The sequence below is a fragment of the Gluconacetobacter tumulicola genome (assembly GCF_014174215.1).
GTDB lineage: Bacteria > Pseudomonadota > Alphaproteobacteria > Acetobacterales > Acetobacteraceae > Gluconacetobacter > Gluconacetobacter tumulicola.
Genome location: NZ_JABEQL010000007.1, coordinates 102500 through 123812, shown reverse-complemented (window position 1 = coordinate 123812; position 21313 = coordinate 102500). Strand labels below are relative to the sequence as shown.

Here is a 21313-nt window from a genome sequence, read left to right as displayed (position 1 = left end):
TCATGAGGTCCAGGCCGCCCGGATGCGTGCCCATGCCTTGCGCAGGGCCGTCTGCGTGGCCAATGCGCGCATCCATGGGGTGGGTCGCCAGAGATCGGGGGTCTGCAATCGGTCGATCAGAACTTCCGGCCCGCACGGCAGGCGCGTGACCGGATCGAGATAGCGCGGGAACAGGATCAGCACTCCGGCAACGAGTTCTTCCAGGGACAGGTGCCGTGTCCGGCGTGCAGGCACGTCCCCCAGATCAACCGTCAGTCCCCAGCCGGCATAGAACGGCGCGCCATACGTAACAACCCGCCGTCCGCGCATAAGCGCCTCGAACCCGGCGAGGGAAGTCAGGGTATGTACCTCGTCGACCCGAGAGATCGTATCGAGGATTGCGCCGCCCCGATCGATTCGATCAGCCAGTTGCATGACAATGGAATCATCCATGTGGCCCAATCTGTGGGTTGCCTCGACATCCGGGTGAGGCCTGTAGACGACAAACGCGTCAGGATTATGTCGCCGGACGGTCTGCAGCAGTTCCAGGTTTCCACCGATCCGGCCGCCTCCGCACCGTACCGACTGATCGTCCGCCACCTGTCCGGGCACCAGAATCGTCCGCCGCCCCCCGGTGTCCCACGATTCGCGCAAGGCCACCGCACGACCCGCGCCATATTTGGAAATGCCCCGCCGGACCAGGGATTCGACCAGCTTTCCGGCCCGGGCGCGCAGCGCGGGGTCGAAGGTGGCGGTCTGCAGGATATGTTCCAGGTCGCTTTCCCGCGCCGGATCATAATAGATCCCGCGCGTATCGATGGTGATCGAGGATGGCGGCATCAGTGCGCTGCCCAGCCCTATGGAGCGGACGAAGCCGTCCTCCACACGCCAGACGGGTGTTCCGGTCCTGCGGGCGGCCTCATCCAGGCCCGGCGGCTGGCGTGTTGCCCAGACCGCGAGAGCCCCCTGCAGCCCGGCGCGAAAATCCTCGATAAAGGGTGGCGCGCCGGGCGCGGTTGCCAGGAAATCGGCGATCCGCCGCCGTTTCCATCGCGACATGGCCAGACAGGCGCCGATCTGGCGATTGGCCATGATCGTGCGGCGCCAGCCGGCCAGCAGCGCGATCGCCTCGGCACAGGATATCGGAGAGGATGTGAAGGGGCACACATACGCCGTGCGATCCAGAAGATCCGCCAGCACATCAGTGCGCAGGAAGGGCTCCTCGCGCCCTCCTTCCGGCCCGAGCAGGACAACGGGCAGGCCGCGCAGGGTCGCCAGCCGGGCAATATCGCCCACGGCATCGGCATAGACGCGCACCGCGCCGTCCAGCAGCGCATGGGGGTCGCTCTCCCAAGGCACATGCGCAATGCCCAGCCGGCGTGCCAGGCCGGCTGCCGGCTGCCTCGGCCCCCGCCGGACCAGCATGACATCCCGCGCGGCATGCACCGCCAGTACCTGTTTCAGCATGGTCGCCAGGCGGCTTCGTTCGGGCCCTTTCCGGGAGAGAACGACCAGGACCGGGCGGCGCTGCCCCGGATCGGGCGCCCAGAAACATCCGCCGACCCGCTCGCGCACGATCCGGCCGACCAGTTCCTCCCGCTCCGACTCCGGCACGGGGAAGGTTGGCGCCGCATGCCGACATGCACGGGCGAGGATGGGCACCGACCGATGGAAAGGTGGTATCCGCAGCAATCCGGTCATGGACGGGGCCAACCGATCGACTGGACAATGGACCAGATCGTAGCCTCCGGGACCTTTCCTGCCAGCATTCACCCCTCCCCGGTCGAAAACGCGTAGGACAGCTTCTTAGCACGCATGTTCCTGCACGAAAAAATCTCCGGTCCTGCAACAGGATGCGCCGCCACGAAAAAGACGGAACAGGATCAGTCGTTTCTCGTTGAAGGGAAAGTGTCATCAACAGCCACGACGCCGATGACCGCCGGTTCGTTCACGGGGTGGAGGCCGTTGCGTAATGGCGCCTGTACCAGCCGACGGACGCATCGATGCCGACCTGAAGCGGCGTCGAGGGGCGAAAGCCGGTCAGAGCCTTGAGGGTGGAGCAGTCAGCCCAGGTGCGCGGTACGTCGCCCTTCTGCATCGGCAGATAATGGCGCACGCATGGCCGACCGGTCGCTTTTTCGATCGCCTCGATAAATGCCGTCAGGCTGACGGGCTGACCGTTCCCGATATTGACCACGCGATAGGGCGCCACGGGGCTGCTCCCCGGATCGCTCTCTGCCGCTTTTTCGGGCGCCACCCGGGAGAGCCGGAAGATTGCCTCCACCACATCGTCGATATAGGTGAAATCGCGCTCCATATTGCCGTTATTGTAAACCGCGATCGGCTTGCCGGCATATATGCCGGCAATGAACCGGAAAAGCGCCATGTCCGGCCGTCCCCACGGACCATAGGCCGTGAAGAAACGCAGGACCGTCGTCGGAATTTTCCAGACGCAGGCATAGGAATGCGCAAGGTCCTCGGCCGCTTTCTTCGTCGCCGCATACAGGCTCAGCGGATGATCGCAACGATGCGTTTCGGAAAAAGGCAGAACCGTGTTCGCCCCATAGACCGAGGACGAGGATGCCATCATGAAATGCCTGGGCGGGTTCCGACGCATTGCTTCCAGCAGCGTGTACGTTCCGACGATATTGGAATCGACATAGGTGCCGGGAGCATCCAGGCTGTGGGAAACACCCGCCTGGCCCGCAAGATGCATGACCATGTCCGGTGTCCGTCGCGCGAACACGTCATGCAGGGCCTGCGCATCCTCCAGCATGAATTCATGGGACGAAAAATTATCGAACCGATGCAGGAGGGCGTGGCGCCTGCGTTTCAATGAAACATCATAATAATCCGTGATGCCATCGAGACCGATGACGGTGTATCCTTCCTCCAGCAACCGCCTGGCAATATGAAACCCGATAAATCCAGCGGTGCCGGTCACGAGAACACGCATCGGGAACCTCCCAGAAAGACCCCGGACAAGCCATTCCAGGCCCTGGCCGGACCGGTCCCGGACCAACATACCGGGAGGTCTATACACCACCCCCCGTGGATGGGCAGGTCGCCACGGCGCGGGTCACATCAGCGAACAATAGAACCGACGCAACCGGTCGACATAAGCGTCGGGCGAAAACCGGGTCGCATGCGCCGCTCCCCTGGCGATCAGGGCCAGACGGGCCGGATCATTCCCACCCCAGCCATCCAATAGCCTGATTCCCTCCGCGATATCGGACACGTCCAGCGGATCGACCAGGATGGCGGCATCTTCCGTGGCGACTTCCCCCGTCGCGCCCCCCCGCGCGGTGAGAACCGGCGTGCCCAGCGCCATCGCCTCGATGATCGGCAGGCCGAACCCTTCGGCCAGCGAGGGAAACAGCAGGGCGTGCGCATCCTGCATCGTCCGGATCAGGGTGGCGCGATCGCTCCAGGGCAGGCGTATGACCGGCACATCCCCCACCAAGGGCTCGTAATCCGGCCTGTCATCCCCGTCGGGGCCGATCAGGACCAGCGGCCGGCGCGTTCCGCTGCGTGCATGGGCGGCGACGAGGCGACAGATGTTCTTGCGCTGCTCGACCCGGCCGACATGCACGAAATAGCCGGGCGGCGCCGGCGGCCGGGCAGCGCGCGCCAGCCGCAATTCCTCCTCCGAGAACGCGACAGCCTGGGAGAGGTTGTGGATGCGTGACGGCGAAATGCCGCACTGGGCGGCAATATCCTGTCGCGCGGTCTCCGAAACCGTCACGATCGCATCGGCGCTCTCGGCCAGGGCCTGCATCAGGCGCCGATAGCGCTCGGGATCGATGCCGGTCAGGTCCGGGTGGGTCAGCGGAACGGCGTCGTGGACCGTGACCACATTCCGCGCGCCTTCCAGCCGGATGGGCAGGGGATAGGTCCAGTGCATGATGTCCGGCGGCGCCGATGTGCCGACCCGCGCCAGCCTGCCCTGATGGGTGAATGTGACATGGGCGATCCGGAAGATGTCGGGGCAGACCGCATAGGGCATGGGCCCTTCCCCCCGCAGGGCCGCAGGGTAGCGCGGGCGCATGCTCTGCAACCTGCGCCATATCTGCCGGCCCAGGGCATGCGGGTTGGCCGGGGCCGTGCCCGGGGCGTAATCGGTCAGATATGTCGGCGGCATGCCGGCATCCGTCAGGCATTCCGCGATCACCTCGGTATAGCGGGCCACCCCCGTGCCGCCGGCCCGATTCGTGTTGCGGGCATCCAGCCAGATCTTCGGCATGGGTACGGGCATGGCAAAAACTCCCTCTTCTCTGTATGGACATGCCCCATCGATCACCTGCCGACGAGAACCGGAATTTTGCCGAGCACGATCCCGACTGCCAAGACGCGACACCCAGCCGTGGCGCACGACGCACAGAAAACAGGGGGATAGGATGCCGGGCTGGACCATTGCCGCCGTATCGGGCCTCGCGATCGTGGCGCTTGTCATCCTGAGGATAACAGGCGGCAGACCCTTCAGGCCGATCAGGAACGATCTGCCCGATGTGGCGGTCGCCCTCATATTATGGCTGTCGCTTGCGCTGCTGACCGGTCGTCCGGCCTCGTCGGCGCTGCTGTGGGTGGTGCTGGCCGCGGGCCTGCTGCTGGCCGACCATACCAAGCGGGAGGTCCTGCGCGAGCCGATCGTGTTTGCCGATGCCAGCGAGCTTCTGCTGGTCTTTACCCACCCGCGCTTCTACCTGCCCTATGTCCATCCAGCCGTCTTCTACGGTATCGGCGGCCTGCTGGTGGGGGCGACGGCATGGCTGTTTTCCGTCGAGCCCGCTTCGATGCCGGGTGGCCCGGTCCTGTCGCGGCTCATCGGGGCGTTGTTGCTGATCGTGCCGATCGCCGCCTATTTCTGGCAGCCGTCGCTGAACGTCATGGCCAGCGTGATCCGCCGGCTGCGGCCGACCGGCGACCCGGTCGATGATGCGAAGACGCTGGGCATGCTGGGCAGCTTCGCCGCCCATACGCTCTGCTCGCGCCAGGAGCGGCCGGCGCGCCAGGCTGCCTGCAGCTTCGGTATCGTGACGGTGCCGGCCGACAAGCCCCCGGTCGTGCTGGTCCAGGCCGAATCATTCTTCGATATCGGCCGGCTGGACCCGAGCCTGTCGTCGCCGCTGACGGAATACCAGGCCTGCCGCGCCCAGGCGTGGCGCCATGGCCGCCTCGATGTCGATTCGTGGGGGGCCAATACCACCCGCAGCGAATTCGCGGCCATCAGCGGGGCGGCGCCGTCCGAACTGGGGCTGGACCGTTTCAATCCCTATTATGCCTTCGCGCGCCGGCCGCTCGACACGCTGGCCGCCCGCATGCGCCAGGCCGGCTACCAGACCGTGTGCGTGCATCCCTATGACCGCCGGTTCTATGGCCGGCACAAGGTCATGCCCAATCTCGGCTTCGATCACTTCATCGGCGGCGAGGCATTTGACTCCCGGCGCGGCCAACTGGTCCCCGACGAAGCGCTGGGTGCCTGGATCAACGATTTCATCGCCCGCGAGACACGGCCGGTCTTCGTGTTCGCCATCACGGTCGCCAACCACGGCCCGTGGGCCGCCCGGGCGGAAACCGACAGCCCGTTCGCCCCCATGCTGGGCGGTTACCTGGACAGTCTGATGGGCACGGATCGCATGATCGGCCAGCTCGCCGCCTCCCGGTGGCTGAACGAGGATGGCGGCATCTTCGCACTCTATGGCGACCACCAGCCCAGCCTGCCGGTTCTGCTCAACGATGGCGCGCATATCGGCGCCTCGACCGACTATTTCATTCTGGACCGCACGCGCCCCGCCGGCCCACGCCATGACATTCGCGTCGACCAGTTGGGCCGCGCACTCGCCGGATGCATGAAGGAGCATATCCCGCTGCCGGACAGGCTGCGCGGATAGGCGCACCCTGTGCCTATCCGCCCGGGAACCGGCGGTTTTCGCGGCCCTTTTTTCCGATTTCGCAACTCGGTTTCACCGCAACCGTTGCAGGCACGGGGGGGAGAAGATGCGCACCACCCTGAGCCTGACGACGCGATGCACTCGGCTTCACACAGATGTTAAATAAACAATAATGATTGGATAATAAGATATAGAATAACGGGACATCCCATAAGATTTATTTTCTTGCGCCGTGTTTTTTTGATTGTAGCATGACCATACCAACAGACGAGGCAAGAGTGTGCGCATACTCGTAACAGGTGGATGCGGTTTCATCGGTTCGGCGATCGTGCGGCATGTGATCGGGTCGACTGGCCATTCCGTGGTGAATGTCGATGCCATGACCTACGCCGCCACGCGGGATTCGACAGGGGATGTCGCGGCGGACCCGCGCTACCTGCATATACGGGCCGACATCACCGATGGGGCGGCGATGCGGGCGATCTTCGCTTCCCATCAGCCGGACGCGGTGATGCATCTGGCGGCCGAAAGCCATGTCGACCGCTCGATCGACGGCCCTGGCGTGTTCATGACGACCAACGTGCTGGGCACCTTCACCCTGCTGGAAGCCGCGCGGGAATACTGGTCGGGGCTAGACCTACGCCGCCAGGCGGCGTTCCGGTTCCATCATATTTCGACCGACGAAGTCTTCGGCACATTGCAACCGGGCGATCCGCCCTTCACCGAAACCACACCCTACGACCCGCGCAGCCCTTATTCGGCGTCCAAGGCGGCGTCGGACCATCTGGTGCGGGCCTGGCAGCACACTTACGGCCTGCCAGCCTTCGTCACCAATACCACCAACAATTACGGGTTCTGGCATTTCCCCGAGAAGCTGATCCCGCTGGTGACGATCAACGCCATCGCCGGGCGTGCCCTGCCCGTTTATGGCGATGGCGGCAACATGCGCGACTGGCTGTTCGTCGACGACCATGCCGAGGCCCTGGTGCTGGCGGTGGAGCGCGGCCGGCCGGGTGAGACCTATGCCATCGGCGCCCGCCAGCCGCGCACCAACATTCAGGTGGTCCAGACCATCTGCGCGATTCTGGACGAACTGCGCCCCGACCCGGCGGGGCCACACGCGCGGCTGATCCGCTACGTCACCGACCGGCCGGGGCACGATTTCCGCTACGAGATCGACCCCTCGCACGCCGAGGCCGCGCTGGGCTGGCGCGCCCGCCACGATTTCGAAACCGGCCTGCGCCGCACCGTGCGATGGTATCTGGAGCATCGGGACTGGTGGACCGCGCTCCAGGCCCGGCATGACAGCACGAAACGTCTGGGGATGGCCCCGGCAGAGGGCAGCCGATGAGCATGATTGTGGGAAAGCCGGTAACGGAGGCCGGGATGAAGGGCATCCTGCTGGCCGGAGGATCGGGCACGCGGCTGCACCCCATGACGCTGGCGACCAGCAAGCAGTTGCTGCCGGTCTATGACAAACCGATGATCTACTACCCGCTGTCGACGCTGATGCTGGCCGGCATCCGCGACATCATGATCATCTCCACGCCCGACGACCTGCCGCAGTTCCAGCGCCTGCTGGGCGACGGGGCGCAATATGGCGTGCGCTTCAGCTACCGCGTCCAGCCCAGCCCCGACGGCATCGCCCAGGCCTTCCTGATCGCCGAGGACTGGCTGGCCGGCGCCCCCTGCGCCCTGGCACTGGGCGACAATCTGATCTTCGCCGACCATCTCAGCATATTGCTGCAAGGGGCGGCCAGGCGCGACAGCGGGGCGACGGTGTTCGCCTACCAGGTGCGCGACCCCGAACGCTACGGCGTGGTGACTTTCGATGCCGAGGGCCGCGCCAGCACCCTGGTCGAGAAGCCTGCCAATCCGGCCTCGCACTGGGCGGTCACCGGCCTGTATTTCTACGATGCCCGCGTCAGCACCTTCGCCCGGCAGATCCGCCCCTCGCCCCGGGGCGAGCTGGAAATCACCGACCTGAACCGCATCTATCTCGAGGAAGGCTCGCTCCAGGTCGAAAAACTGGGAAGGGGCTGCGCGTGGCTGGATGCCGGCGTCCCCGACGCCCTGCTCCAGGCCGGCATGTTCGTGCAGACCATCCAGTCCCGGCAGGGCATGCTGGTCGGGTCACCCGCCGAGGTCGCCTTTCGCATGGGTTTCATCGACGCCGAGCAGTTGCGCGAGATCGCCAGGACAGTCCACAAGACCGAGCTGGGCCGCCTGTTGCGAAACATGGCGGACGGGGAGGCCGGACGATGAAAATCGAAGCCCTGGCCATTCCCGACATCCTGCTGCTGACGCCACGTCGTTTTGCCGATGCGCGCGGGTTCTTTTGCGAAACCTATAATATCCGCACGATGGCCGAGGCCGGAATCACCCAGCCCTTCGTGCAGGACAATCACAGCCTGTCCCGCCAGCGCGGCGTGATCCGGGGCCTGCATTGCCAGCTTGCCCCGCACCCCCAGGGCAAGCTTGTACGCTGTACAAGCGGCGCGATCTGGGATGTGGCGGTCGACGCACGGCAGGCCTCGCCCACATTCGGCAGCTGGGTCGCGGCCGAACTGAGTGCGGAGAATGGATCGCAATTGTGGATCCCCCCCGGCTTCCTGCACGGTTTCTGCACCCTGACCGACGATGCCGAAGTGCAGTATAAATGCACCGACCTGTGGGATCGCGACAGCGAGCGGTCGGTACGGTGGGATTCGCCGGAGCTGGCCATCGCCTGGCCGGTGGCACCGGGTGCTGCGATCCTGTCCGACAAGGACGCCGAAGCGCCGGACTTCTCCACGGTGCGGGACTGGTTCTGATGACCGGCGCCCCGATCCCGGTCGCCCCGGTTCTCGTCATCGGCCGGTCCGGCCAGCTTGCGACCGCCCTGGCGGGCTCCGGCCGTCCCGGTCTGCGCTGCGCCGGCCGGCCGGATCTCGATTTCGACCGGCCGGAGACGCTGGCGGCGGCGTTCGCCGCATTCTCCCCCGCCCTGGTCGTGAATGCCGCCGCCTGGACGGCAGTGGACGCGGCGGAGAGCGACCCCGAAGGGGCCGCACGCGCCAACCGGGACGGGCCCGCCCTGCTGGCCCGATTATGCGCCGAGCGCGGCATTCCGCTGATCCATGTCTCGACCGATTACGTGTTCGACGGCAGCAAGGGCGCGCCCTATGTCGAAACCGATCCGATCTCGCCGCGCACGGTCTACGGACGCAGCAAGGCGGAAGGCGAGCGCGCGATCCTGGCCGCCCACGACCGCGCGATCATCCTGCGCACCTCCTGGGTCTATTCGCCCTATGGCCGGAATTTCGTGCGTACCATGCTGAATGCGGGGGCGAAGAATCCAACCCTGCGGGTGGTGGGCGACCAGCATGGCAACCCGACCAGCGCCGATGACCTTGCGGACGCCATTCTGGCGATCATCGACACGATCGGCCGGGACGGCTGGCGCGATGAATATGCCGGCCTGTTCCATGCCGCCGGCAGCGGGGATACGACCTGGCACGGCCTGGCGGTCGCTTCATTGCAAGAGGCCGCCAAAGCCGGCCACCCGATGCCGGAGGTCCAGGCCATTACCACCGCCGACTGGCCGACCCTTGCCGCCCGGCCGCAGGATTCCCGCCTGGACTGCACCCGCCTGCACGACGTGTTCGGCATCCGCCTGCCCTTCTGGCGCGACAGTGTCGCGCGCAGCGTTGCCAGATCGATCGACACGTCATCACGCTGACAAGTTCGTTGCCCGAACGCAGGAATTTCGCCGCGATCGCAGTGCCTTACTGGCAGCTTCAATCACAGCGAAACGCCTGCGGTCAGGACTGACGGACTCCTTGCCCATACGGGCGAGTCCGGTTTCTGTTGCAGATATACAACATATCGTCCGGCAATTCGCTCTTTTTCCACCCATGAATTGCAACATTATAACATACCATTTATAGGCTGGGGGGCTTTCATACGAACAGGATCGCCTTGATGAATCCGTCTCGACCCGCGCTTCGCATGGCTGTTTTGCTTGCAGGAACCGCATTTTCCCTGCCGCAGGCAGCCCGTGCGGAGACCTTGGATCAGTCCCAGCCTTCCGCTCCGTCCGGCCAAACGTCGAACACGACCACGCAGCAGGGGACATCGTCCCGGTCGTCCTTCACCACCCCACGCGCCACCGACCGTATCCTGCCCGACGGCAGCGTGGAGGCGACCGCCGCCAACGAGGAACATATCCTGGTCAATGCGCATCTCGACGTGACGCGCGCGGCACTCCAATCGTCCACGGGCGCCACCACCTATCGTTTCACGCGGCGCGATATCGAAACCATTCCCGGCGGCGACAACGCGCCGCTGAATTCCGTCCTGTTGCAGGCCCCCGGCGTCGCGCAGGACAGTTACGGGCAGATCCATGTTCGCGGCGACCATAATGAAGTGCAGTTCCGCCTGGACGGCGTGGAGCTGCCCGAAGGCATGAGCGTCTTCGGCCAGACGCTGATGACGCGCTTTGCCCATTCCATGTCGCTGACGACGGGCGCGCTGCCCAGCGAATATGGCTTCCTGCAGGCCGGCGTGATCGATATCACCACCAAGACCGGCAGCGCCGATCCGGGCGGGGACGTGTCGATCTATGGTGGTGCACGCGATTACTTCTTTCCGTCCCTGCAATATGGCGGCCATGCCGGACGATGGGATTATTTCGCGACCGCCGATTTCGTGCATGATCGCGTGGGCGTCGAAAATCCGACGCCGGATTTCAATGCCCTGCACGATCTGACGAACCAGTACCATTTCCTCGGCCATCTGCGCTATACGGCCGATGACGACACGCGCATCAGCCTGACGGCCGGCGTGTCGAACGCCGAATATCAGCTTCCGAACAATCCCGGCCAGCAGAGGCAGTTTGCCAACCCGTCCTTCCTCGACAGCGCCCTGTCGCAGAATCTGTACGGCAGCGTCGACAGTGCCAGCCTGAACGAACGCCAGAAGCAGATCACCGATTTCGGAATCCTGTCTCTGCAAAAGGATATCGGCAGTATCAGCCTGCAGAGTTCGGCCGTGGTCCGCTACAGTTCGCTGGGCTATTCCCCCGATCCGCTGGGGGATCTGGTCTATAACGGCATCGCCCAGCGCGCCCAGCGCTCGGTCTTCTCGTCCGGTTCGCAGACCGACGTGACGTGGCATGCCGATGCGCAGCACACGGTCCGTTTCGGCTACCAGATCTATGTCGAACGCACGATCTCCAAGACGGATTCCACCGTCTACCCGCAGACCGGCATCGATGAAGATGGCGGCACGATCTTTGGCGACCAGCCTGTCTCCATCCATGACGGCAATGGCCGCACCGGATGGCTCTACGGCCTGTATGCCCAGGATGAATGGCGCCCCTTGCGCAACCTGACCATCAATTACGGGCTGCGTTTCGACGGGGTGGATGAATATACTCATTCCAAGCAGGTCAGCCCGCGCATCAACATCGTCTATCAGCCCTGGCATGGCGGCACGTTCCATGCCGGTTACTCGCGCTATTTCACCCCTCCCCCGTTCGAACTCCTGAGCGGCGCGCAGCTTGGAAAATTCGCCAACACATCGGCTGCACCGGCCAATTTCCAGAATACGACTGTCAAGGCGGAGCGCGACCATTATTTCGATGCCGGCTTCGCCCAGGAGATCCTGCCCGGCTGGCACGCCTCGTTCGACGCCTATGTGAAACTGGCGAAGAATCTGATCGACGAAGGCCAGTTCGGGTCGCCCATCATCCTGTCCGCCTTCAATTACCGGCGTGGGCAGGTCCATGGCTACGAATTCGCCACCGATTACGAACATGGGCCCTTTACCGTCTACGGCAATTTTGCCTGGTCGCGCGCGATCGGCAAGGACATCGACACCGCCCAATGGAACTTCGACCCGGCCGACCTGGCCTATATCCAGCATCGCTGGGTCCATCTGGACCATGACCAGCGCTGGACGGCGTCGGCCGGCGGCAGCTACACGGCTTTCTACCGAACCGGCCACCCGCTGCGCCTGTCGGCGACGATGGTCTATGGCAGTGGCCTGCGCCAGGACAGCGACATTCCCAACGGGGGCGTGATCCCGCAATATGCGACGTTCAACCTGTCCGCCGTCCAGTCGTTCCAGGATCTGTTCCATATCCCGTTCCTGAAGCGCACCCAGTTGCGCCTGGACGTGATCAACCTGTTCGACAAACGCTACGAACTGCGCAGCGGCTCGGGCATCGGTGTCGGCGCGCCGCAATACGGGCTGCGCCGCACCATCCTGACCGGCATCGAACAGCGTTTCTGACCCGCGCGGCTGGCGGACGCGTGCGCCGCCAGCCCGCGCGCTTGACACAAAGCCGTCCCCGATGCCTCTCTTGGGGACGGCAATGGATTCTGCCTGACCCTTCGGGGGTCGAACCGCCTCGCCGCCGAGGCTGATGATTCCTACCCGGCCCGACAGGGCGTGAAGGGAGGAATCCGTCCATATGCTCTCGATGCTCTCATTCCACGATGGTCCCGTGACCTCGCCTCTGGCTCGCGCCCATGGCCGGCATGGGTTACATATCGTCCCGGTCCGAAATCTCTGACGGAAGGGGCCGCGATGCGCATCCTTGCCATTCTGGACCGGCCGGAGACCGCCCTGTCCACGCTTCAGGCCGCAGGGGAACTGGCCAGGCGGCTGGATGGGCACGACATCCGCCTGCTTCATCCCGAACCGGCGACCGACCCGGCTTTCCAGGCGCCGGACGAAGGCATCCCCACACCCGACCAGCGGAGGGCCTTCGCCGCCGAGATCGCCAGCCGCGCGAAGCGGCTGCACGACATTGCCCGCCAGTGGATCGGGGCGGCCGGCCACCCGATCGCCGCCAAGGTGGAATGGGTCGAAATGGCCGGCGATATCCGCGAGATCGTGGCCCGGGAGGCCCGACTGGCCGATCTGGCCGTCATCAGCCGCCCACGTGCGGATGACCGGCAGACGATCGGCCAAGCCTTTTCCGGCGCCCTGTACGATGCGGGTGCCACGGTCCTGATTGCCCCCTTGCAGGCCTGCGACACGGTCGGCCGGCGCCCGATCGTCGCATGGCATCCCTCACCCGCCCTCGACCGGGCCCTGGACGCGGCCCAGCCGCTTCTGGAAGCGGCCGAGCATGTCACCTTCCTGATCGGCACGGCGCATGACACGGCCGAAGCGCCGCCGGACCGGGCCCGGATGCTGGTCGATCGCGGCGTGCCGGTCACGATCGACCGCTTCGTGGCCCCTCGTGACAGGATCGGCGCGGAGATCCGCGCCCATGCGCTGGCCGCGCGGGGCGACCTGCTGATCATGGGCGCCTATACGCATTCGCGCTTCCTGGAATTTCTGTTCGGCGGCCCGACGCGCGATCTGCTCGCCCACGCCACGCTGCCCATCCTGACCTGTCATCACGGTATCGAAGACCCTATCGCATGAATTCCAATATCATGACGTCTCTCGGCATCGCCCTGGCCGGTGCCTGCGGCACCCTGATGCGCTATTGGGTCGGTCTGGCGACCGCGCGCATCAGCCAGACCCTTCCCTGGGGAACGATCCTGATCAACCTGTCCGGATCGTTCGCCATTGCGTTTTTCGGCACGCTGACGGTCGGCAATGCCCGCTTCCAGGTGCCCGATACCGCCCGGCTGATGTTCATGGTGGGCATCTGCGGCGGATACACGACCTTTTCATCCTTCACGCTCCAGACGCTGGACCTGCTGCGCGGCGGGGCGCCCGGGCGGGCGCTGCTCAATATCGTGCTGTCCGTCACGCTGGGTATGGCCAGCGTGACGGCCGGCTATGTCGCCGCCCAGGCCCTCAATCCTCCCCGACCCACAGCCGGGTCGGGAGAACCCCGATGACCTCTCCCCCCCCCCGGCTGCGCGAGGGAGGGGAAAACGCCGGGTCATCGGGGTTGGACGATCTTCGATGCTGATGGTACAGGGGCCACGGAGCTGTTTTGGAACGCTTAACCACCCTGACGACGCATGGAAACGTAGACCGTGCCGCGCGTTTGCCGGAGAAGGTTTCCTCGGAGATGGTTTCCCCCCAAGATGAGATGATGGATCATCGTCTCTTTCGAAAGAGTGTCTCATGAAGATAGCCGAATGGATGACTCAGTCCGGCGTTGCCTTCGGCACCAGTGGCGCCCGGGGCCTTGTCACCGCGATGACCGATGCGGTCTGCTTCGCCTATACGGTCGGCTATCTTCGGCATCTGGCGACGCTCGGCGAGTTCGCGCCCGGCACGCCGGTCGCGGTCGCGGGCGATCTGCGCCCCAGCACGCCCCGCATCCTGCGCGCCTGCGTGACTGCCATCCGGCATATGGAGGGCGAGCCGGTCTTCTGTGGGTATGTTCCCACCCCCGCACTGTGCCTGCATGCGTTCGCGCAGGGATATCCGTCCCTGATGGTCACGGGCAGCCATATCCCCGCCGACCGCAACGGCATCAAGTTCAACCGCGCGCGCGGCGAGTTCCTGAAATCAGACGAAGCCGCCATGCGCACGCTGGGCGTGGACCTGCCCGAAGGCTGGTTCGATGCTGACGGCGCCCTGGTCGCACCGGTCGAACTGCCCGAGCTGACCGATGTCGTGCCCGGCTATGTCGCGCGCTATCGTGCATTCTTCGGCCCGGATGCGCTGTCCGACCTGACATTGGGCGTCTATCAGCATTCCGCCGTCGGCCGCGATGTGCTGGTGCGGGTGGTCGAGGCCCTGGGCGGCACGGCGGTGCCCCTGGGCCGTGCGGAGAGCTTCATCCCCGTCGATACCGAGGCCGTGCGCCCCGAGGATGCCGCGCTGGCGCGCGACTGGGCGGCGGACGGCACGCTTGATGCCATCCTGACCACCGACGGCGATTCCGACCGCCCCCTGCTGGCCGATGCCCAGGGCAACTGGCTGCGCGGCGATGTGCTGGGCATCCTGGCCGCGCGCTTTCTCGGCGCCGCTGCCGTCACCACGCCCGTCAGCAGCAATACGGCACTGGAAAAGAGCGGCTTCGCGCGGGATGTCCGGCGCACCCGCATCGGCTCGCCGTTCGTCGTCGCCGCCATGACCGACGCCGCCGAGGCCGGCATCACGCCCTCCGTCGGTTATGAGGCCAATGGCGGCTTCCTGCTGGCGACGGATATCCAGAAGGACGGCCGGACACTGCATGCGCTGCCGACGCGCGACTCCGTGCTGCCCATGCTGTGTGCCCTGGTCGCAGCCCGCCGGGAAAAGACCGGCCTTGCCGCCCTCGTCGCCACGCTGCCGCCGCGTTTCACGCTCAGCGACCGGCTGGAGAACATGCCGACCGCGCAAAGTCTGGCGGAAATCGGAAAGCTCGCCAGCCATCCCGCCGAAGGCGCGATGGCACTGGGCTTTATCCGGACGCCCGAAGATCTGGCGCATGTCGACCAGACGGATGGATTGCGCATGACTTTCGCCAATGGCGAGATCATCCATCTGCGTCCGTCGGGCAACGCCCCGGAACTGCGCGTCTATGTCGAGGCCGATACGCAGGCCCGTGCGGCAGAGTTGCTGAGAACCGGCATTGATGCCGTCAGCGTCTGGAAAGATCGCGGAGCCTGATCAGAACCGACGGGACAGCAGCAACGCGTGATCTGTATTTCTCCATGGAGAGAAGGCAGGGCCATCACGGCCCATTCCCCTGCCGCATCATGGACAGCGAAGGGTCACGCGTCAGGACATCGAGCCGGTAACGGCTTTTCGTGATTCGTACTTCCTGCCGGATTCCGGCGAGTGCCTTCATGGATGTTATGAAAAGCTCGGCAGCTTCGCCGCCTTGCAGACCTTCCCCCGTTGGTCCGAGATAATTGACGAGTACACAGTCGCCGCCGGGGGACCAGTTCGTCGCGACCCGCTGCGTGAGATCTCGAATTTCGTCCGGCGCGAGGAAATACAGGACTTCCGACAGGACAAGCAGGTCGACCGCGCTTTCGTCGGGCCAGGCGCCCGGCAATTCGCCCTCGCGGAACGCGATGTTCGGCCGGTCGGCATTCCGTCGCCTCGCTTCGTCCAGCGCAACAGCGGAAAGATCGAGACCGATGACGCGATCGCAGCGCCAGGACAGCAGCCGGGTCAGCTCGCCGATCGAACATCCGGCCTCGATCGCGACGGCATAATGGGGTCGCGGCAGGGCATGCAGGGTCGCCCGATATTTGTCTCTCTCATAGGTCGAGCTGCGAAATCCCCACGGATCGATATCACCCGAATAGAGCCGGTCGAACCGCGCGGCACGTTCAGACATGATTGCCGTCCCCGATGAACAATTCCGGGCTTTCGAGGAAATGGCGGCGGGCGCGGGCGTCCATGACGAACCCGTCGGGATCATCCGGGATCAGGTCCGTCATCTGGGAGCGATAGGCGTCGATGGCCGCCCGCTTCTCGGGCCGGAAGGGCGCGCCATCGAAGCGATAGAGGACATCCCCTGCCCGTGGCGCATCTTCGATGAAGCGCCCCCAGACCGGGTAGCGCCAGAATCCGAGCCCCGCTCTTGCATCCGCGACCTGGCGCGCGATTGCGGCCGCGCAGCGATGGTCGGGATGGGGGTCCTGCTCCCATGTCGTCCAGAGAGAGGTCACATTCCGGGCGTCGATCAGGTGCAGCAACTGGTCCCGCACCGCCGCGCGATCGGCCTGCGCTTCCGGCACGCCCTGGTCGGGGAAGCCGAGCGTGATGATCTCGCCCGTGCCCCGCGTCAGCAGCCGCGTCGCTTCGACCAGTTCCGCCTGCCGGAGGGCGATCAGCCTGTCTGCCGGGAAAAGCCGCGAATGGGGATGTGACAGCCGGCCGTCGGTGAGGACCACGACAAGCACGTCCCTGCCCGCGCGGCTGGCCGCCGCGATGGCGCGGCCGCAACCGAGCGATTCATCATCGGGATGTGGCGTCAGCACCAGCACATTGCCGGGCCCGGTCAGCGCCGCGATCTCGATGGAGCGGGCCTGTCGCCCGGCCCTGACGATCGCACCCTCGGCGAATTGCGTCACCATGGCGCGGCATCGGACGCGCCTGCCAGCAGCCGGCCGGCCTTGAGCAGCTTGGCATCCGGCGCGGCCTGGCGCAGGAATATCGAGAGGTCGCGCCGGACCCGTTCGATCGGGGTCCCTGTCATATAGGCTGCGGTCCCAAGCGATTTTTCCGCAAGCTGCAGGATTTCGACACAGCCTTCCTCGACGAACTGGCGGGCCAGAAGGGCGGCGGCGACCGCTGCGTCGATGGCCTCCCGCTCGTCCGTCGCCGCCTCGACGGTCCGGGCCGTCTCGCGCAGCAGGCTTGCCATGGCCCGGCAGAGCGACACCGCCCGCGCATAGCGCCCAAGCTGCATCGGGTCGTCCAGCCGGCCGCGTGTGGCGAGGGCGTCGCGCCACAGCGCGACCAGTGCCTCGGCGCCGCCCAGATGCGCCGCGCAATAGCGCCAGATCCCGCCCTCGAAATGCGGTTCGCGCACATAATCGCCCGGCTGGCCGATGATATGGCCGGCGTCGATCTCCAGTCCGCTGAAATCGAAGCGGCCCGAGACCGTGGCGCGCATTCCGGAGGCTTTCCATGCCGACGGGTCCTGACGCGCGGGATCGGACACGTCGACCAGGGCCAGGCGGTCGGGCCCATCATCGGCAATGCCGTCGCGCAGGGTCACGATGGCGAAGCGCACCAGCCCCAGACCAGAGGCGAAGATCTTCTCGCCCTCCAGCCGCAGCCCGCCGCCGGTCGCAAAGCCACGAAGCGGACGCGCCCCGTCTGCGCCCCAGACGCCGAGCAAAGCACCGTTCCGCACGGCCGGCGCGACACGTGCCCCCGGGCCGTCATAAAGGTGCAGAAGCTTTACCGCATTCATATGCCCTTCGAACAGCCGGGCGACCGAGAGGTTCGCGCGGCCCATCCGCCGCAGCAGTTCGAAGGCGGTGATCGCGGTTTCCGCGCCGAGCCCCAGACCCTGCCCTCCCTCGGCATCAGGCAGGCAGGCTGCCAGCAGGCCGGCCTGGCGGAGAGCCTCCATCTCGGGGGCAAGCCCCGCCGGGTCGGTCTCCGCCATGTCGGCGCGTTCCGTGAGCCAATCCATCAGCGCATCATATTCGCCGGCTTCATGGCATCGCAGGGAGATGGCGAGAGGGCGGCTCACGCGATCTCCTCCGCCGGCCTGATCCGCGCGGTCGCGACGGAAGCCGCCCAATCGTCTCGCAGCCTTTCCAGAGCGGGCAGCTCGGCCGCCATCTCTTCCCACGACATGCGCCGCCGCGCGAGGCGAGGGCTGGTGGCTTCGACAAACGCCCACAAGGCGCCGAAGCCGGTAAAGGAGGGGGCCATCCGGCGCTGCTCGCAGGACAATCCGGCCTCGGTCAGAGCCGCATCCCGTTGTCGACAGTCGCGAAATGTCCGGCGAAGCTGCGCGCGCGCATGGGCGCGGAACCATGTCTGCCGGGCGGGTTCCAGGCTCTCGTCGCACCAATGCTGGCCGCCGGCAAGGCGGGAGGCGATCGTATCCGCCATGCCGCCCGGCGCCCGGCCCTCCAGCCGGCATGAGGTCACGACGCGCGAGGCATCGCTATAGAGAACGGGCAGGTCATGATCGAGAAAGCGGCGGACAAGCGCGCGATCCTCGCCATATGGCACGATCGGCGCGCCGCCGACCCGGTCATAGGCGGCCACCGACAGCGCGAGATTGGCGCCCGATATCGTGCCGTGGGACGGCCATGGATTGACGGGATCGGGATCGAGCAGGCTGGTGAGTTCCAGTGCGGCGCGCCGGTAACGGTCCTCGACGGCGCCGTTGTGGGTTACCCAGGCGGGCAGCCGGGCGAATTCCAGCGGGTCGAGCTCTATGGTGCCGCACACCATTGCCGCCCGGCCGGCTTCGAGCGGACCCAGGCTTGCCCGGAGCCAGTCCAGGTCGGGCCGGGAATCGGCATCCGTTGCCAGCAGATATCCGCCCGTCCCGACCCGGGCACGGGCAAGATCGAAGGCGACACGGCGCGCGGTGCCCGCATGGGCCGCCTCGTCGGGAAAGCAGCGTTCCGCCAGGCAAAGCGGCGCGCCGGTGCGACGCGCCCATGCAAGGGCGCGCGCCACGGTGCGGTCGCGGCTGTTATTGACCAGGAGGGCGATGACTCCCGGCTGGGGCCATCGCGCCATGGCTATGCGGCATGCTTCGAGACACGGGACGATACACCGTTCCTCGTCCCGCGCCGGGATGCCGATGGCGTAGGCGTAGGCGGGCCGCACGTCCGGAACGGTCGCCGCAGCCAAGATCGTCACGCTTTGGCGTCGAGATCGACCTTCGCCTCACGATCCCAGAAGCGAAGCGCGCGGCATGCCTGGACGAAATCCTGGACATCGCTCTCCGTCTCCAGAACGATGCAGGCTTCGTCGAGATCGGCGGTCAGACCCGCCTTGTCGAACAGCGCGATCGCCTCCTCGGCGTAGCCGATGAATTTGCAGTGGGCAAAGGCATCGGTGACGAAATCCTTGGCCGCCGCATCGCCGGCCAGTAGCGCCGCCCCCTCTGGCGAGGCGATCACCGCCACCGCGTCGAACAGCACGGACGGGCCGCCATCGATCTTCTGCTGCGCCGCCACGGCCCGGCCGTCGGACAGCGTAACGCCGCCGATCTTCGGCGCGACGATTTCATGAACGGCCTTTTCCTTGTCCGCCGCCGCGACCAGCGCATCGAACAGGGCCGCATCCGCGCCATCGGTCAGGAGAATGCCGAACTTGCGGCCGGCAAAGCTGTCGGGACCGTTTTTGACGATGCTGAGCGCCTCCGACGGCGGCAGGCCGGTGATCGTCGGCCGCGCCGCCTTTGCCGGTTCGGGCAGTGGCAGGCCCAGCCCGTTCGCGACGGTCGCCGCCAGATGCTCGTCGATATGGCGAAGGTGCGAGACCAGGCGCGCGCGGATGTCGGGGCGCTCCACCTTGCTCAACTCGAAGGTGATGGCGTCGCCGATATGCTTCTGTTCGATCGGCGTCTGGCTGATCAGGAATTGCCGGGCCTGGCTGTAATGGTCGGCGAAGCTCTCGGGCCGCAGGCGGGTCTTGGGGCCTGTTTCCTCGGCCGCGAAGCTGCGGAAACCGCGCACCGGGTCCTCGCGCGGGCCGCCGGCGGCCCCCCAGCTATTGGGTTCGTAATTGGCGCGGCCGATCGGATTGCGCATCGCCATGTGCCCGTCCTGCTGGAAATGGGCCATCGGGCATTTGGGCGCGTTGATGGGAATGTGGGTAAAATTGGGGCTGCCCAGCCGCTTGAGCTGCGTGTCGAGATAGGAGAAATTGCGCCCCTGGAGCAGAGGATCGTTCGAAAAATCGATCCCCGGCGGCACATTCTGGGTGCAGAAGGCCACCTGCTCGGTCTCGGCAAAGAAATTGTCGACCACGCGGTCCAGCACCAGCCTGCCGACGATCCGCACCGGCAATTCCTCTTCCGGAATCAGCTTGGTGGGGTCCAGCACATCGAAGGTGAACGTGTCGGCGAATGCCTGATCGAAAAGCTGGACGCCCAGTTCCCATTCCGGAAAATCGCCGCTGGTGATGGCGTCCCACAGATCGCGGCGGTGGAAATCGGGATCGGCGCCGTTGATCTTGACCGCTTCGTTCCATACCACCGATTGCAGCCGCTTCTTGGGTTTCCAGTGGAATTTGACGAAGGTGGAATGCCCGTCCGCGTCGAGAAAACGAAAGGTGTGGACGCCGAACCCTTCCATGAAGCGGAAGGAACGCGGGATCGCGCGGTCCGACATCACCCACATGATCATGTGCAGGCTTTCCGGCGTCAGCGATATGAAATCCCAGAAATTGTCATGGGCCGATTGCGCCTGCGGGAATTCGCGATCGGGTGCCGGCTTGACCGCATGGACCATGTCCGGAAACTTGATCGCATCCTGGATGAAGAAGACCGGGATATTGTTGCCGACCAGGTCCCAGTTGCCTTCCTTCGTGTAGAGCTTGACCGCAAACCCGCGCACGTCGCGAGCGAGGTCGAACGACCCTTTCGAGCCCGCGACCGTCGAGAAGCGCACAAAGGCCGGCGTGCGCTCGCCGACGCGCTGGAAGATATCCGCGCGCGTCACGTCTGCCAGGCTGTCGGTCAGCTCGAAATAGCCATGCGCGCCATAGCCGCGGGCGTGGACCACGCGTTCGGGAATGCGTTCGTGGTCGAAGTGGAAGATCTTCTCGCGGAAGTGGAAATCCTCCAGCAGAGCGGGGCCGCGAGCGCCATAGCGCAGCGTGTTCTGGTCGTCGGCGACCGGTGCGCCCTGTGCGGTCGTCAGGGTTACGACGTCTCCACCCGCTACCTGATGCGTTTCGCCACCGGCACCCTGCCGCATCTCTGCGCCTGCCCCGACCGGCGCGCCAGGGGCCTTCTTCGGTGCGTCTCCCGACTTCTTACCCTTGGTCATGATCCCTCTCCTCGCCGCCGTTGCTGACGGGGCGTCAGGATCGCCGTTCCGGGAGATCGACCG

General features: G+C 65.7%; 17 protein-coding genes and 1 riboswitch. Of the genes, 9 read left to right on the top strand and 8 right to left on the bottom strand.

Annotated features, from left to right (window positions below; genetic code table 11):
- From HLH29_RS07450 to HLH29_RS07440, 3 genes are all read right to left on the bottom strand, one after another.
- Nucleotides 1–1680, bottom strand: coding sequence for a capsular polysaccharide export protein, LipB/KpsS family (locus HLH29_RS07450; protein WP_246373927.1), 1680 nt, complete (start codon nucleotides 1678–1680; stop codon nucleotides 1–3).
- A gap of 247 nt (nucleotides 1681–1927) precedes the next feature.
- On the bottom strand, nucleotides 1928–2935 hold the full coding sequence (locus HLH29_RS07445) for an NAD-dependent epimerase/dehydratase family protein (protein ID WP_182965322.1): 1008 nt from the start codon (nucleotides 2933–2935) through the stop codon (nucleotides 1928–1930).
- Nucleotides 2936–3058: 123 nt separating this feature from the next.
- Entirely contained in the window at nucleotides 3059–4234 is a 1176-nt protein-coding gene (locus HLH29_RS07440) for a glycosyltransferase family 4 protein (RefSeq protein ID WP_246373925.1), read from the bottom strand.
- 142 nt (nucleotides 4235–4376) lie between these two features.
- On the opposite strand from HLH29_RS07440, the gene HLH29_RS07435 reads away from it, so the two are divergent.
- The 9 genes from HLH29_RS07435 (at nucleotide 4377) to HLH29_RS07395 (ending at nucleotide 15428) form a co-directional block, all read left to right on the top strand.
- Entirely contained in the window at nucleotides 4377–5870 is a 1494-nt protein-coding gene (locus tag HLH29_RS07435; RefSeq protein ID WP_182965320.1) for an LTA synthase family protein, read from the top strand.
- 280 nt (nucleotides 5871–6150) lie between these two features.
- Nucleotides 6151–7221, top strand: a complete 1071-nt coding sequence (gene rfbB, locus HLH29_RS07430; RefSeq protein WP_182965318.1) for a dTDP-glucose 4,6-dehydratase — start codon at nucleotides 6151–6153, stop codon at nucleotides 7219–7221.
- On the top strand, nucleotides 7218–8135 hold the full coding sequence (gene rfbA, locus HLH29_RS07425; RefSeq protein WP_408871947.1) for a glucose-1-phosphate thymidylyltransferase RfbA: 918 nt from the start codon (nucleotides 7218–7220) through the stop codon (nucleotides 8133–8135). Before rfbB ends, rfbA begins: the two co-directional genes overlap by 4 nt.
- Nucleotides 8132–8683 (top strand): dTDP-4-dehydrorhamnose 3,5-epimerase, encoded by a 552-nt coding sequence (gene rfbC / locus HLH29_RS07420; RefSeq protein ID WP_182965316.1) that lies wholly within the window; start codon nucleotides 8132–8134, stop codon nucleotides 8681–8683. Before rfbA ends, rfbC begins: the two co-directional genes overlap by 4 nt.
- Nucleotides 8683–9591 carry a dTDP-4-dehydrorhamnose reductase gene (rfbD, locus tag HLH29_RS07415; RefSeq protein ID WP_182965314.1) on the top strand — a complete coding sequence of 303 codons (909 nt, stop codon included), beginning with the start codon at nucleotides 8683–8685 and terminating at the stop codon, nucleotides 9589–9591. Before rfbC ends, rfbD begins: the two co-directional genes overlap by 1 nt.
- 242 nt (nucleotides 9592–9833) lie before the next feature.
- The gene (locus tag HLH29_RS07410; protein ID WP_246373923.1) at nucleotides 9834–12146 is read left to right on the top strand and encodes a TonB-dependent receptor domain-containing protein; all 2313 of its coding nucleotides are present in this window, start codon (nucleotides 9834–9836) and stop codon (nucleotides 12144–12146) included.
- A 69-nt stretch (nucleotides 12147–12215) separates the two neighbouring features.
- A riboswitch (Fluoride riboswitch) is annotated at nucleotides 12216–12296 on the top strand.
- A 147-nt stretch (nucleotides 12297–12443) separates the two neighbouring features.
- On the top strand, nucleotides 12444–13292 hold the full coding sequence (locus HLH29_RS07405) for a universal stress protein (RefSeq protein ID WP_182965310.1): 849 nt from the start codon (nucleotides 12444–12446) through the stop codon (nucleotides 13290–13292).
- Nucleotides 13289–13717 carry a fluoride efflux transporter CrcB gene (gene crcB / locus HLH29_RS07400; protein WP_182965308.1) on the top strand — a complete coding sequence of 143 codons (429 nt, stop codon included), beginning with the start codon at nucleotides 13289–13291 and terminating at the stop codon, nucleotides 13715–13717. Before HLH29_RS07405 ends, crcB begins: the two co-directional genes overlap by 4 nt.
- Before the next feature lie 250 nt (nucleotides 13718–13967).
- Complete coding sequence (locus HLH29_RS07395; protein WP_182965442.1) at nucleotides 13968–15428, top strand: phosphomannomutase; 1461 nt, start codon at nucleotides 13968–13970, stop codon at nucleotides 15426–15428.
- Nucleotides 15429–15492: 64 nt separating this feature from the next.
- On the opposite strand, the gene HLH29_RS07390 is transcribed toward HLH29_RS07395, so the two are convergent.
- Genes HLH29_RS07390 through katE form a run of 5 tightly spaced genes read right to left on the bottom strand, consistent with a single transcriptional unit; the run spans nucleotide 15493 to nucleotide 21178 of the window.
- On the bottom strand, nucleotides 15493–16107 hold the full coding sequence (locus HLH29_RS07390; protein WP_182965306.1) for a class I SAM-dependent DNA methyltransferase: 615 nt from the start codon (nucleotides 16105–16107) through the stop codon (nucleotides 15493–15495).
- Nucleotides 16100–16849, bottom strand: coding sequence for a PIG-L deacetylase family protein (locus HLH29_RS07385; protein WP_182965304.1), 750 nt, complete (start codon nucleotides 16847–16849; stop codon nucleotides 16100–16102). The genes HLH29_RS07390 and HLH29_RS07385 overlap by 8 nt, the downstream gene beginning before the upstream one ends.
- Nucleotides 16843–17979 (bottom strand): acyl-CoA dehydrogenase family protein, encoded by a 1137-nt coding sequence (locus tag HLH29_RS19980; RefSeq protein ID WP_220791422.1) that lies wholly within the window; start codon nucleotides 17977–17979, stop codon nucleotides 16843–16845. The genes HLH29_RS07385 and HLH29_RS19980 overlap by 7 nt, the downstream gene beginning before the upstream one ends.
- Nucleotides 17976–19112 carry a glycosyltransferase gene (locus HLH29_RS07375; RefSeq protein WP_182965302.1) on the bottom strand — a complete coding sequence of 379 codons (1137 nt, stop codon included), beginning with the start codon at nucleotides 19110–19112 and terminating at the stop codon, nucleotides 17976–17978. The genes HLH29_RS19980 and HLH29_RS07375 overlap by 4 nt, the downstream gene beginning before the upstream one ends.
- Nucleotides 19109–21178 (bottom strand): catalase, encoded by a 2070-nt coding sequence (gene katE / locus HLH29_RS07370; protein WP_246373955.1) that lies wholly within the window; start codon nucleotides 21176–21178, stop codon nucleotides 19109–19111. Before katE ends, HLH29_RS07375 begins: the two co-directional genes overlap by 4 nt.
- Nucleotides 21179–21313: the final 135 nt, after the last annotated feature.